This window comes from Paenibacillus sp. NRS-1760 (genome assembly GCF_050467785.1).
Lineage (GTDB): Bacteria > Bacillota > Bacilli > Paenibacillales > Paenibacillaceae > Pristimantibacillus.
In genome coordinates this window covers 251,121-264,991 of the sequence record NZ_JBITPK010000009.1, presented here as the reverse complement: position 1 = coordinate 264,991, position 13,871 = coordinate 251,121, and the positions used below count along the sequence as shown (strand labels likewise).

Here is a 13,871-nt window from a genome sequence, read left to right as displayed (position 1 = left end):
TCAAGCATGCTCTCCTTCCTTACTAAACGTATATATACTAAAAAGTATACCCTACTTGCATTGCGATGACCAAGTTCGCTCCAGCAAAATATGCAATGTGATACAAAAAAGGACTGTCCCAGATCCGCTTGGATCTAGTGAGACAGTCCTGCCTGCTTGCGCTTTCGCTATAAAAGCGAAAGCAATTTCAAACTACCAAGCGTTTACGCCAAGCTTTACAAGTGTCTCCCGAATGAAAGCAGGCTCGTCCTCTGGCGTTCGTGACGTAACAAAGTTGCGATCAACGACAACTTCTTTATCGACAAAAGTCCCGCCGGCTGCTTCAATTTCTGCGGATAAAGCAGGATAGGCCGTTAACGTGCGTCCCTTCAGCAGGCCAGCTGCCTCCAAAATTTGCGGACCGTGGCATATTGCCGCAATAGTTGTGCCAGCTTTATCTGCCTTTTGAACGAACGCCTGCACATCCGCATTGTCCATAAGATGAGACGGTGATTTTCCGCCCGGAATAATGATTGCAGCGTAGTCATCTGCATCAGCTTCTTCAATGGACAAATGCGAGGTATACGCAATGGTCCCCTGTTTTCCTTTTAATTCGTCGTTGCTCTTCAAGCTAATAATAACGGCGTCGTGACCGTTCTTTGCCATTTCATCATAGGGATTTTTCATTTCGGAATCTTCGAAGTCATCAGCTAGCAGAAATGCTACCTTTTTTAGTGGTGTCATATGTTGCACACTCCTCTCATGATTCAAGCCATGATTTACTTTACCCTATTTCGATGAATTTGAAGCAAGCTGCTGCGTATAACCTGACGGAATACGTTCTAGCAGACGATCACCGTAAACCTCGCCAAGCTTCAGTTCGGGCATATGAATATAGCCAATGTAGCACCCGCATTTCTTCATCGTGCAAGGACGCTCAGATGTTAGACCCTCAAGTCCGTCACGATAGAGATGACCGATAACCTTGCGATCGCTATAGCAGCGTTTGACAATGCCAGCCCCCTGCACATAAAACACATGTGAGCCCGCGCCGCATGGTTTGCCTAAACTATCGTAATCGGGAACGTTCAGCTGGAAATGCGGATCAATTTCGGTTAAATAAACAATATCATTCTCTGAATAATAATTTTTCTGATCCTTGAAGGCGTTGACCCACAGGTATACGTCCTCTGGCAGCAGCTGCCGCAGCTGCTTAATCGCGCCGAAAGCCGAGCGTATCCCAACAGACCCGACACTAAAAGGAATTCCCTGCTCATACAGCTTCATGCACTGGCTTAGGAAAGCAGCATGGCTCGTTTGTCCAGGATGATAGGTAACCCAAAAGGCTGCCTTGCTCCGGTCGATGTCGTTCGTCCAATCAAGCTTGACGGATAAGTTGGTCTGGACAGCTACCTTCTCGATATGCGGCATATGGGACAGCTCGATCATCGCCTCACGATACCACCGATGTACGAGCGCTTCGCCATAAGGATTAAAAAAAATCGAAAGCTGATGTCCGGAGCCGCTTTGCTCCCGAACCCAGTCAATAAAGGCATGAAGCTGCTCCTTGTCCTTCGCAAGCGTCGCTTTGCTGTCCTTTGTTTTGCTGAATGGGCAATAAGGACAGTCATAATTGCATGATGACAACGCGCCGCGGTAATAGAGCACCGCCTTCATCGGATGACGTACCCGTTCATAAGCTCCCTTACATCGCCCGAAATAAACTCGTCGCCAATCGCATCCGAATAAGCCATGCCTTGTGTCGTCAGGCGGAGAGTACCCTCCTGAAGCTCCGCCAGCTCCAAACCGATCAGTGTCTGCAAATCAGGATGATCGGCTAGCGCATTACTCTTGAATCGCTCCTCGTACGTGTGTAAGCTTAGCCCCTCGCGGTGCAGCAAAGCTTTCAATATAAACCTGCGCTTCTGCTCTGCTTCATTCAGAATAAAACCGTAATCAGCTGTATCATAACGCTCTGCAGCAACATATTGTTCAATAATGCTGCGCGTTGCCGCTGCGCTCACGCCGTAACGCGATGCATAATGTACATCGCGGGTGTAAGAGCGTGCTCCGCAGCCAAGCCCTGCCATGCCTTCCTCCTGACAGCTGAAGGGCAGCACCGTTTTATGATCAAACGATGTATCTCTAGCGAAACGCCTCATCGAAAACTGCTTATAGCCTGCCGCTTCCAGACGCTGCCGGGCGATATGGTACAGCTCCAGTCGAATATCCTCTCCTGCGCTGCGCATCTGTTCTGGCTTAATAATGGTGTTCTCACGCGTATAAAGTGGATATATAAATATTTCGCCAGGCGCATAGCTGATCGCCTTCTCCAGTGAATAAATCCATGTTTCAACGGTTTGCTTAGGCAATCCGTAAATAAGATCGACATTCACGAGTGGAAACGAATAGGACATCAACATCTCCAGCGCCTCTTCCGCAAGCCGCGGCTTCTGCGGACGATAGATTGCTGCTGCTTCCTCTTCAACGAAGCTTTGAACACCCATGCTGATCCGATCAACATGCCGATCCTTAAGAACGCGCATGCGGTCAGCCGTTACCGTTTCCGGCGACGTCTCGACCGATATCGATGCTTTCATCGGATCAAGGCCCATTGTATTCTCTGCTATATCGAATAGACGGTTCAACTGGGGAGCCGCAAGCAAGGTTGGCGTCCCTCCGCCAATCGCAAATCGCGAAAATGTTTTGTCTTTAAACCAAGGCGCCCACTGCTCCGCCTGCCGCTGCATAGCATCAATATACTGCTCATGTACGTCTAAACGACGATCCGGCAGCGTGAACAAATTGCAGAAGCCGCAGCGAGCACCGCAAAAGGGAATATGCATATACAAAAAATAATAATCGGTTTGATCCCGCTCCCACATCTCCTTCAGCGACTGCGCGGGATGCAAATCTCGGTAAGCTGTCTTATGGGGATAGGAATACAAATAGGAACGGTAAGGAGCCCCCATCCAGCGCTGCTCCTGCTCCTTAAGCTCCGGAAAAGATGGTAGCGAAGATGATTTTTGCAAGCTGCTTCTCCTCCTTATTCCAAAATAAATTCGCGATACGGCACGTTCCAGACAACCTCATGGGCAAGCCGATGCCCTTCATAGCCATCCTCGCCGTAAGCTGTCCCATGATCGGAAAACGCGAGACATAATGTTTTTCCTCTGCGCCGCATGGCTTCAAACAATGGGGCAAGCTGACTATCAACATAACGAAGCGCGGCACGCTGTGTTTCCACGGAATCCCGTTTGGCGCCATCTACAAAATAATGATTAGGTCCATGCATGGCAGATATATTCATGAACAGAAACAGCTTCTCGGCGGGATCCGATTTCTCCAGCAGCTTAAGCGCGTGATTCACTTGATGCTCCGTCGAACGCGGATTCGTTACCCCGAATGTCATCCGCCAATAGCTTTCTTGAAAATAGCTAGGCAGAACCTTCGCAAGCTTATTCTTTTTCGTAAAAAAAATGACGCCTCCGATGCAGATTGTTCGGTAGCCCGCCTCCTGCAAGCCGGATACAAGATCCGGAGCGTCAAATAACCATGTATGAGGGTGCGTCTTGAGCCCCGTATTTTTTGTATGAAACAATCTAATATGAGAAGCTTTGTCCGTATTTGCAGGAGTAGGCAAAAAACCGCCAAAAAAAGCATGATGGGCAGCATAAGTAAAGCTGCCCGGCGAATGCCTCTTCTCCCAGCCTCCACTTCCGCAAAGGTTCGGGCAATTCTTTTCCTCAAGCTTCGCAGCGTCATAACGCAGCGTATCGAGCGTAATCATGAGTATATCGTGAGAACCTACAATTTGGTTCATATCAAGCATTCGTAATTATTCCTTTCTAAGCAGCTGCTGCATTTGCCATTCATAGGTGTTCATTCCTTCATACTCGGCGCCATACAGCAAATCACCAAAAGGATTGATGTCAATCGGATAAGTCATGCCGCTTCCTCTTTGAACGAGCACATCAACACCTGCCGCTGAGCAGCCGGGAAAAGCACGAAGCGCGGATTCGGCTGTCCGCTGCACCGCTGCCTTTACTTCTGCGGATAGCAGCTGGTCGACATCCATCCTCCGTTCGTTGCGCAGATGAAGATTCGTAATTGGAGTGCTGCTTAAGCGGAGCACCGTATGACAAGCCTTACCGTCCACAACAAGCTGCCGTACATCAAACGACTTGCTCTCGAAGCTTTCCTTCTCAATCCATCGTTCAATATGCGCCCCTTCCCGGCATACCCAATCCACCATGCGCCGAATGTCAGAGCGTTCCCGGTAACGCCTCAGCTTGCCTTCGTTGAAATAGCAAATGCCGTGGGCCCGTTCTTCTATGCCGATGGTCGTGATAGCTAGTTCGTCGCCTGTACGAGGATTGATTTGATAGGCAATAACACCAGAAGCGCCCGATCCGCAAGCAAGCTTAATAAACAGCCGCCTCATGCCGCTTGCAGCAATCGCAGCTTGCAGCTCATCGTAATTTTTTATGCTTCCTGCAGGAGCAGGAAGAGCCGGCATGATGAGTCCATGGCGCGTGAGCAGCTGCCAGCAGCTTCTTTTGTCGAACATATTAGCTACGCTTCCCGGCGAGTTTACCCAGCTTGCGGAAACGCCTGATGCTTTAACCTCTGTATGCATAGCAGCAAGAAATCGGCAGTACCCGCGGTACCACTGTGCTGGATAATAGATTCGTCCATGCTCCAGCGGCAGCTGCTGCGCTTCCTCCGCGGATATCGAAATATTGTGCGGCAGAGAGCCAGCTGACCAGAATAAGTCATCGCCGCTACGGTCAGCCGCCCCCCATGCGATTAACTGTCGTTCAACGGCTTGATCCTCGCCTGGCGCATCAAGCCGAATAATGACCTTATCCGCTCCTGCATATTCTCGCAAAATATCTTGAATAAACTCTGTTCGCTTGAGCAGCTGCTCATAGGAGAGCACAACAGCAGGAGCAAGCCCCTGCTTCCTTCTTGCTGCCTGCAAGCCGAATGTTCGTTTGTTTGACGGATTTCCGATGAGCAAATAAGGAGCTTCGGCAACGCCGTCATTTTTAAAATGATCCATTATTCGGTTAGGAACGGATAACGCCAATCATCTTCATCCGTTTCCTGCTGGTCCGTCACATCAACTGATAGGCCTGCTTGCTTCCAGCGAAGCAGCAGCTCATCCGACATATAGTGGTAGCTCAGGTTAAGGTGCTTCAGCTTCTTCACACGCTCGCTAGCAAGCAGTGCCTTGCCGCCTTCATCGGATAACGTGCCGTAAGAGAGATCAAGTATTTCCAACTGGTCCAAAATCGGCGCATCCGCGATCGCAATTGCGATTTCATCCTGAATTTCACTATCCTTCAAACCTAAGTATGTAAGCTTTGGAAACAGATCACGTTGCAGCAGCGGCATGACATCCTCTATTCCGCCGTCAAAACCGTAATCATCTACGCCCAGATAAAGCTCAAGCTTCCTTAGCTCAGGCAGCTTTGCACTCGTTATTTCCTCTAGCACAGACTTTGGAAGCCCTCCGCAAATAATAACGAGCTCTTGCAGCTTCTCGTGTACAAGAGGCTGCAAGCTTAACTCTTGACTGCCCTTGATCGACAATGACTGCAAATTCGGGAATGCCGCAAGCAGCGGTGAAAGGTTCGTCTGATTAATCCAGGAAACCTCACATTCCTCAAAACCCATATCTCCAATAAATAATTTCGTTAAATTAGGAAAAGAATCTTTATGGCTGATCAATGATTCCAAGAAGCTGTCCGGAGAATTCTCATACGCCTGACCCCAATCGCCAATCGTTAGTATAGACAGCTTCTCGCCATCTGCGCTAGATGCCAATTTCTCAATCAGTTCAGACATCCTTACGCCTTCTTCATACTCGTCATAACCTACCGATAAGCGAATTTCAATCAAGATGATCCCTCCAATAGTTTCCATGTGAAGTTAGAGTAACATGGACTTTTTCGATGCGTCAATGGTCTCAGGGTCTTATCTGTCTTGGCTTCATAAAAATAAAGCCGAGCAGCGCAGAAAACAGCGCTCTCAGCTATTTGAATTTAGTGCAGTGCTTTGCGAAGTACAAATTCGATGAGTCGCCAAGGGAACAGCTTTTTCATAACAAAAATCATCTTCGCATCATTTCCGCACACATAACGAAGCTTCGGATTGCGGGATTGGCAAATTTTCACGATCGTGTTCGCAACCTGAATCGGATTAGGCGCATTTTTCTCCGACTTTTTATTGAATTGATTAAAGCGCTCAATCATTTTGCTGTAAGGGGAGTTTTGTTCCGCACGAAACACATGCTTTGCTGCAATGCCAGTATCGTAAGTACCGGGTTCTACGAGTACGACCGGGATAGAAAAAGGCAGCAGCTCTAGCCGCAGCGCTTCACTAAAGCCCTCTAATGCAAATTTCGAGGCCGAATACGCACCCGTGTTGGAAAAACCAATAATGCCTGCTCCGCTGCTGACATTAATAATTTTGCCTTGGCTGCGGACTCGCATATGTGGCAGAACCGCTTTCGTAACAGCAACGGTACCAAAGAAATTCGTATCAAATTGAGCACGCCAATCCACCATCGGTATTTCCTCAACGACGCCCATTACGGCATAACCCGCATTATTTACGAGCACGTCGATTCTGCCCCAGCGATCTATGACTTGCTCAATGATTTCCACTATGTTGTCAGAGTCGGTTATATCAAGCCTCATTATTGCAATATGATCTAATACGCCATTCTCTTTTACTTTTGCAAGCACGTCTTCCTTCTTCCGGATGTCCCTCATTGTTGCGATTACAAAGTAGCCCTCTTGCGCTAAGCGAATCGAAGTCAAAAGCCCAAACCCACTGGATGCTCCCGTAATCAATGCAATAGGTCGATTGCTTACTTCTGCTACATTAGCCATCCTTAAGCCACCTCAATTCCTAGGAATGGTATACAATAACATGTTGTATTGAGTATAGCTTATTTGGACAAAAACGGCTTGGATACCCGTTGGAATCGCATTAACGCTAAAGCATGCTATATTGTCGCGACTAACCTAACTACTCAATACTAAACTGCTGCTGTACGAGCTTAGCATATAATTCATGGGTCTCCAGCAACTCCGCATGGGTGCCCTGACCCGAAATTTCACCTTTCTCAAGTACAATGATTTGGTCGGCTCCTCGAATAGTTGAAAGTCGATGGGCAATGACTAATGTCGTTCTTGCCGTCATCAGGCCCTGAAGAGCTTCTTGTACTTGCATTTCCGAATCGCTGTCGAGGTGAGCCGTCGCTTCATCCAGCAGCAGAATATCAGGATTTCGCAAAATAGCCCGGGCAATTGCCAGCCGTTGACGCTGGCCTCCCGAAAGCTTAACGCCTCTTTCTCCAACCTCCGTCTCATAACCTTCAGGCAGCGAATCGATAAAGGCTGTCAAATTCGCTTGATCGACAGCTTCCCTGATTTTCGCCTCGCTCACATCCTCCAGCCCATAAGTCAGATTGTGTCGAATCGAGCCTTGCATCATCGGGCTATCTTGTGAAACATAAGCAATCCGCTTTCGCCAATCATCCAGCGCCATGGACGCGATCGGTTCCCCGCCATACATTATGACGCCCTCGGTTGGATTATAGAACCGTTCCAGCAGCGAGAACAGCGTTGTCTTGCCTGTGCCGCTCGGGCCTACAAACGCCGTTACTTGTCCCTGCTTCACTTGAAACGAGAGCGAATGAAGCAGCGGCCGATCCTCCGAATATCCGAAGCTTACCTGTTCAAATTCAATAAAGGAATGATGATCTTTCTCGTGAAGGACTGCTGCCGAAATCTCATGGCTGGACTGCTCCTCCTTCTCATTCAGCAGCTCCAAAATACGTTCTGAAGCGCCCATCGCCTTCTGGAATTGCGTGAAGAACGAAGCCATCTGCGTAAACGGCATAACAATTTGGAACATATACAAGATGACAGCAACCAGCTCTCCGCCCGTTAAAGTGCCCTGTGCGACCCTTACACCGCCATAACCGATTAATATAACAAGAATGAGCAGCATCACCGTCATCATTAAAGGGGTTACGATTGACATGATTCGTGCTTCCTGCAAACCAAATGTAAACAAATGCGAGATTCGCTTGTCGCCTTGACGATTTTCTACCGGCTCAGCAAGCGACGCCTTCACAAGCCGAATATCGGAGAGCACACGGCCAAGATCGCCTTGAAATAATGCAGTTTCATCCTGCATGGATTTGGATACTGTGAACATTTTGGTGCCTAGCGGCCATAAAACAAGAAGTGCTGCCGGAACGGCAATCAGCATAAGCAGCGTGAGCTTCCAATCAATCAGCAGCAGGAGAATGACGCCGCCTATAATAGATACAATTCCTCCAAAAAACGATATTACATGCCCGATGATAAAATCTTTGATCACATTTGTATCATTCGTAACACGGCTCATCGTCTCGCCGGAATTGTTGCGATCAAAAAACGGTACTGGCAGCTTTATCACTCGGTTCCATACTTCACGTCGCAAGCCTGCAATAACAAACTGACCTACATAGGACATCGTATAGACCGAGAAACCAGACATAATGGTCTGAACTAGAAATACTGCTCCCAGCACAACAAACGTCATCGTTTGGATGGTCGATTGCGATAACTCCTCGACTAAATTTTTCGTCAATAATGGAATGAGCAGCGAGAGCAGCGTCTCTCCGAGTCCTAGTACAACGGCAACGATAATTAAAAACTTAGCGGGTCTATGCTTCGCGATCAGCTTGAAAAATTGTGAAACGCCAATGGTTGCCTTCGGCCTATCTGCTTCAACACTATTTTTCATCGGTTATCCCTGCTTTCAACATTTTCAATGCCTCAAGATGATCGAAAGTAACGGCTAAGAAGGCTTCTTCATCCTTCGTAAACAAATTTGGGAATAAAACAGGATCAAAGGAATGAGCTGGATCGTTCAGCACCTCTAATTGCGCAAGCTCCTCTTCACTAAATCTCTCTAAGACAGGTGACAGCAGCTCCTCTAAGAGCGCAACAAGACTCAGTCCGCAAGCAAGCACCTCTTCGTCCAGAGGCTGTTTTCCTTGCTTATAAAGTTCCTTTAGCTCCATGGCGAACACCGTTATTTTACTTTCAAATGCCGATCTGATTTCCGAGTCTATCCCCTCCATAAATATCGCATCTACTAAAGAAGGCGGCATTTGCGTTGACAGCCATTCCTTCTGCTGCTGCTCATGCTGAATATGTTGAATAAACACGAGCAATGAATCGCTGTCGACCTTGCCCGCTCCCTCCAAAATTTTCTGCATCCGTCCAATGGTGTCTATTACACGCTCCAAATGCGCCTGCTTTTTTTTAAGCATCTCATATTGCGAAGCTAATGAGTGCTGCAAGTCCTCCTCCGGCCGCTGCAAATAAGCAGAAATGTCCTCTAAGGAGAAATCCAAATATTTTAACGTCAAAATCTTTTGCAGTTGAATTAAATCCTGATCCGTATAAAAGCGATGCCCATGCGCGTTTCGGCTGGACGGCTTAAGCAGTCCCTGTCGATCGTAATAACGGAGCGTTCGCTCAGTAACTTTTGTCAGCTTCGCGAATGCGCCAATCGCATAAGAAGAACTATTATTCATCTGTTCATTCCCCCTCTTGAACAGAGTATAACCCTTGACGTAACGTCAAGGGCAAGTGGCTTACAGGATGAAATTTATAATTTTATGGAAATATTGTCTAGAATATGTCTTCTTATAAGGAGTTTATCTTAACCTTTCCGCTCGTAAAAATACAATTTGATACTCGATAATATCATTTATTTTCTATCAATTAATCTATTATTTTGTCGCTATAATTGAATACAAGCCCTAAATTTTATAAATAAAAAACAATTTTCTTCAATTCAAGGGTTGTAAATTATGGGAATTTATATATAATCAATTTGTGACCAAATTGTTACAGCACTATGAACTCAGAGGAGAGAAAGAATGGATAACTATCAGCAGCCCCCCGTAAATCCCGGTGTACCAGGATACGGGCATCAACAAAATCAGGAAATGTCGCCTGTCATTACAATTAAAGAGTGGATGCTCACTACACTCATTTTAATCATTCCGATCGTTAATGTTATTATGATGTTTGTATGGGCGTTTGGTGAAGGCAACCCAACGAAGAAAAACTATTTTAAAGCATCCTTAATTTGGGCGGCAATCATTCTCGTAATTTACATCATCATTTTCGTTATTTTTATTGCTGCAGCAGCTTCATCTTCTATGAGCAGCTAGTACAATAATACAAAATAGAAGTGAAAATCCGAGCAGCAGTCTGCTCGTTTTTGAACAAGGAATAAATAGCGGTACAGGGACGACCCCTGCATCGCTATTTTTTTATTCACACCTAAGCTAAAACAAAACAGGGGTTACCTCAAAAGTAATTAAATCCACTTTTGAGATAACCCCTTTATTTTAGATCGTTTACTCCACCGCGAGGAATCGGTATACCTTGCTTGCATAATCGCCATAAAATTGCGGAGTTGCAAGTCCAGCATATAGCAGCTGATCGCCGCCATATACCGTTTCTTCACCAAGCAGCTTGTAATCGCGGTTCGGATCAAGGCCTTTGAGGCAGAAGCGATTAAGCTTCAGATTTGGCTCTTGCAGAACAGTAACAAACACTACAAATGCTTCTTTTTTATCCTTGGAAACGAACATCCATGCCGTTTCATTGCCTTCGAACGGGCTAAGCAGACGATAGAAATCTCCGAATTGCACAAGATGCCTTACATCCTTATAAAGAGCAACCTGTTCCTTAACGGTCGTCTTCTCTTCCTCCGTAAATTGAGTCAGATCAAGTTCATAACCAAAATTTCCAGATAGCGCAACATTTCCTCTTGTTTCTAGGGAAGTTATCCGGTTCACTTGATGGTTAGGCACGGCTGATACGTGAGCGCCCATCGCGCTTACTGGGTAAACGATGCTTGTTCCGTATTGAATTTTCAGGCGAGATACCGCATCGGAGTTGTCGCTTGTCCATGTTTGCGGCATGTAATACAGCATGCCCGCATCGAAGCGGCCGCCGCCGCCAGAGCAGCTCTCGAACAACACATCAGGGAAAGCAGACGTAATTTGCTCAAGCACAGAATAAAGACCCAGCATATAGCGATGAGCGGTCTCGCGTTGACGCTCTGCAGGCAGAAGTGCTGAACCGATCTCTGTCATATTGCGATTCATATCCCATTTCACGTACGTAATCGGCGCACTTGAAAGAATATCCGATATCGACTTAACGATATATTGTTGAACGTCCGCGCGTGACAAATCTAAAATGAGTTGATTTCTCGCTTGTGTCCGTCTACGTCCATCGATATGCAGGCACCAATCCGGATGAGCTTTGTACAGCTCACTCTCAGGCGAAATCATTTCCGGCTCGAACCATAGGCCGAATTGCATATCTAGACGCTTCACGCGGCTAACCAAATCCTCTAAGCCGTTTGGTAGCTTTTTCGGGTCAACAAACCAATCCCCGAGCGAAGTTGTGTCGTTGTCGCGTTTGCCGAACCAACCATCATCCAGTACGAACAGCTCGATGCCAAGCTCCTTTCCGGCACGCGCAATATCTTCGATTTTATCTGCATTAAAGTTAAAATACGTCGCTTCCCAGTTGTTGACGAGTATCGGACGTGTTTGATCACGGAACGTGCCGCGAATTAAGCGAGCACGGTACAAATCATGGAAGCTGCGTGACATGCCGCCGAGGCCATGCTCAGAGTGAACCATTACCGCCTCTGGCGTTTGGAACTCCTCGCCCGGCTCCAATCGCCAATTAAAGTCGAATGGGTTAATGCCAATGAATAGCCTTGCTGCATGGAATTGATCCACCTCGACGCCAGCCGTAAAATTACCGCTGTACACAAGGTTTACACCGTATACATCTCCGTGATCCTCGGTAGAACCCTCAGAGAGCAAAGCGACAAACGGATTTTGCATATGGCTGCTTGAACCTCGGCGGCTCTCGATCGATTGCAAACCCGGCTCAAGCTTGCGCTTATGAATATGGCGCTCACGAATCCAAGCACCAGAGAGCTGAAGCATCTCAAAGTTGTCATGCGCAAAGTCCAAGCTCATGCTGAACGCGCGCTGTAAATCCAAAGTAGCTGTACCGTTGTTGACGATTCTAGCGGAACGGGCAATCGCATCGTAGTTTTCAAATACGGTATAAGACAAAATGACGGACAAGCCTGTCAGATCATCTTTCAGCGTGATTTCAAGCGTTTGCGCTTCGGAGTCGTTCTCAATATACGTTGCAGGCAATCCAGCAAGCGCAGGCTTACCATCCACAATACGGTGCGAATCAAAGCGCAGATCCGTTACTGTTGTTCCATTTGGAAGCTTGACCTGGAAAGCAGGCATGCGGAAATCAGAGTTCCCGTATGCAGGATACTCATGCGGAAGCGTATCCAGCGACAGTTCCAATTGGTCCAGCTCTGTGCTAGGCGTGAATGAAGCCCGCTCCTTAAGCTCAAATAAACGCTCCAGCTGCACGCCGCGAATTTTTTTGCCCCAATAGACATGTGCAGGATATCCTGATTTCGTAATATGGATAACATAGCTTGTATCCTTCGCTTGCAGGTGGAATACCGATAGCTGTTGATCATATTGAATAGACAAAATAATAACCTCCTAAAAGTTTATATAAATGAATACTTACGATTTCACAGAGCTGCCGCAGCTTTCCCGCACGATGAGTGTCGTATTAACGGTCATATGAACAGCTGCCTCACGGCCTTCGATCCGCTCAAGCAGCAGTTGTACCGCCGTTCTGCCCATATGCTCGGTATGCGCGCGAACCGTCGTTAGCGGCGGATTCAAAAATGCAGAGATTTCAATGTCATCAAAACCTACAATCGCCATATCCTCAGGCACTCGAAGACCATGCTCATGCAGCGCGCGCAAAGCACCTACAGCCATAGGGTCACTTCCAATAAAACAAGCGGTTGGCCGCGAGCTTTGCTGAAGCATCTGATTCATCGCCTCATATCCGCTGTTAGAAGACCAATATGCCTTAATGACGAAGTTTTCATCATAAAGACCTCGCTCACGCATCTCCTTCTCGAAAAAAACACGGCGAAGCTCATCCGTCTCTGTACTCTCAAATTGACGATTCAGACGATGGATATAATCATTCCCGCCGATATAGCCTATTTTTTGGTGTCCTAGTTCTCTAAGATGTTTGATTACTGCTCGGGTTGCTTGCTCAAAATGCAGCTTTACGGTGTCATACTCATACAGCTCGCCTGAATGGTTCACAAATACAAGCCGATTTCCGTTGCTATACAACTGATTAACATCCTCATCATGAATGGAGCCTACAACAATCACACCATCCAGCTCGTTGAACGACTGCATCTCCACTCGACTGTTGCCGCGAAGCACTTTCACAATGTTGATTCCAAGTTCCTCGCAGCGCGTTTCAATGCCTTTGCGAATGGAGGAGAAATAAGGATCATCATGCTCATCTTCCAGTGTCGACCACATGAGCAAACCGATTTGCTGACGCGAGAGCTGCTCTTCCTTCTTCATTCTTCGCAGCCTGGACGGCTTATATTGCAGCTGCTCGGCAATGCTGAATATTCGAGTACGCGTTTCCTCACTTACTGCCAAGGTGACATCATTGTTCAAAACCCTGGATACGGTAGCAGCTGAAACGCCTGCCTCCTGCGCAATATCTTTTATCGTTGCCATGCCACACTCCGAATTTAGTTAATAAATTTACTGAATAACAACTTTAGTTTAGCAGACGCTCGTAAAGTCCACAAGCACCCTATTGCATTTTTATTGAAATCACTTTTCATACCTAATGAAGAAGAAGCATTATCGGTGAATTTATGAATAACTACTGTTATAATTTAGTGGAATTATTTGA

At 47.0% G+C, this 13,871-nt stretch carries 12 protein-coding genes; 1 reads left to right on the top strand and 11 read right to left on the bottom strand.

Features of this window, described 5'->3' with window-relative positions; translation table 11 throughout:
* Positions 1 to 192: 192 nt before the first annotated feature.
* The 9 genes from ACIFSR_RS10925 to ACIFSR_RS10885 form a co-directional block, all read right to left on the bottom strand.
* Positions 193 to 723 (bottom strand): type 1 glutamine amidotransferase domain-containing protein, encoded by a 531-nt coding sequence (locus ACIFSR_RS10925; RefSeq protein ID WP_339207405.1) that lies wholly within the window; start codon positions 721 to 723, stop codon positions 193 to 195.
* Positions 724 to 768: 45 nt separating this feature from the next.
* Entirely contained in the window at positions 769 to 1,656 is an 888-nt protein-coding gene (locus ACIFSR_RS10920; protein WP_430057349.1) for an STM4011 family radical SAM protein, read from the bottom strand.
* Positions 1,653 to 2,951 (bottom strand): STM4012 family radical SAM protein, encoded by a 1,299-nt coding sequence (locus ACIFSR_RS10915; protein ID WP_430057386.1) that lies wholly within the window; start codon positions 2,949 to 2,951, stop codon positions 1,653 to 1,655. Before ACIFSR_RS10915 ends, ACIFSR_RS10920 begins: the two co-directional genes overlap by 4 nt.
* A gap of 74 nt (positions 2,952 to 3,025) precedes the next feature.
* The gene (locus tag ACIFSR_RS10910) at positions 3,026 to 3,811 is read right to left on the bottom strand and encodes an STM4013/SEN3800 family hydrolase (RefSeq protein WP_339207402.1); all 786 of its coding nucleotides are present in this window, start codon (positions 3,809 to 3,811) and stop codon (positions 3,026 to 3,028) included.
* 6 nt (positions 3,812 to 3,817) lie between these two features.
* The gene (locus ACIFSR_RS10905; RefSeq protein WP_430057347.1) at positions 3,818 to 5,071 is read right to left on the bottom strand and encodes an STM4014 family protein; all 1,254 of its coding nucleotides are present in this window, start codon (positions 5,069 to 5,071) and stop codon (positions 3,818 to 3,820) included.
* Positions 5,044 to 5,883: an STM4015 family protein gene (locus ACIFSR_RS10900; protein ID WP_430057385.1), complete on the bottom strand. Its 840-nt coding sequence runs from the start codon at positions 5,881 to 5,883 to the stop codon at positions 5,044 to 5,046. Before ACIFSR_RS10900 ends, ACIFSR_RS10905 begins: the two co-directional genes overlap by 28 nt.
* A 146-nt stretch (positions 5,884 to 6,029) precedes the next feature.
* Positions 6,030 to 6,881 carry an SDR family oxidoreductase gene (locus ACIFSR_RS10895; protein ID WP_430057346.1) on the bottom strand — a complete coding sequence of 284 codons (852 nt, stop codon included), beginning with the start codon at positions 6,879 to 6,881 and terminating at the stop codon, positions 6,030 to 6,032.
* 139 nt (positions 6,882 to 7,020) lie between these two features.
* Entirely contained in the window at positions 7,021 to 8,790 is a 1,770-nt protein-coding gene (locus ACIFSR_RS10890; protein ID WP_430057344.1) for an ABC transporter ATP-binding protein, read from the bottom strand.
* Positions 8,780 to 9,589 carry a MerR family transcriptional regulator gene (locus tag ACIFSR_RS10885; protein WP_430057342.1) on the bottom strand — a complete coding sequence of 270 codons (810 nt, stop codon included), beginning with the start codon at positions 9,587 to 9,589 and terminating at the stop codon, positions 8,780 to 8,782. Before ACIFSR_RS10885 ends, ACIFSR_RS10890 begins: the two co-directional genes overlap by 11 nt.
* Before the next feature lie 348 nt (positions 9,590 to 9,937).
* On the opposite strand from ACIFSR_RS10885, the gene ACIFSR_RS10880 reads away from it, so the two are divergent.
* On the top strand, positions 9,938 to 10,234 hold the full coding sequence (locus tag ACIFSR_RS10880; RefSeq protein ID WP_339207397.1) for a hypothetical protein: 297 nt from the start codon (positions 9,938 to 9,940) through the stop codon (positions 10,232 to 10,234).
* A 189-nt stretch (positions 10,235 to 10,423) separates the two neighbouring features.
* Here the strand turns inward: ACIFSR_RS10880 and ACIFSR_RS10875 are convergent, their stop codons facing one another.
* A complete protein-coding gene (locus ACIFSR_RS10875) occupies positions 10,424 to 12,616 on the bottom strand; it encodes an alpha-galactosidase (protein ID WP_430057340.1) in 2,193 nt (730 codons plus the stop codon).
* 36 nt (positions 12,617 to 12,652) lie between these two features.
* Positions 12,653 to 13,690 (bottom strand): LacI family DNA-binding transcriptional regulator, encoded by a 1,038-nt coding sequence (locus tag ACIFSR_RS10870; RefSeq protein ID WP_430057338.1) that lies wholly within the window; start codon positions 13,688 to 13,690, stop codon positions 12,653 to 12,655.
* Between the last annotated feature and the right edge of the window lie 181 nt (positions 13,691 to 13,871).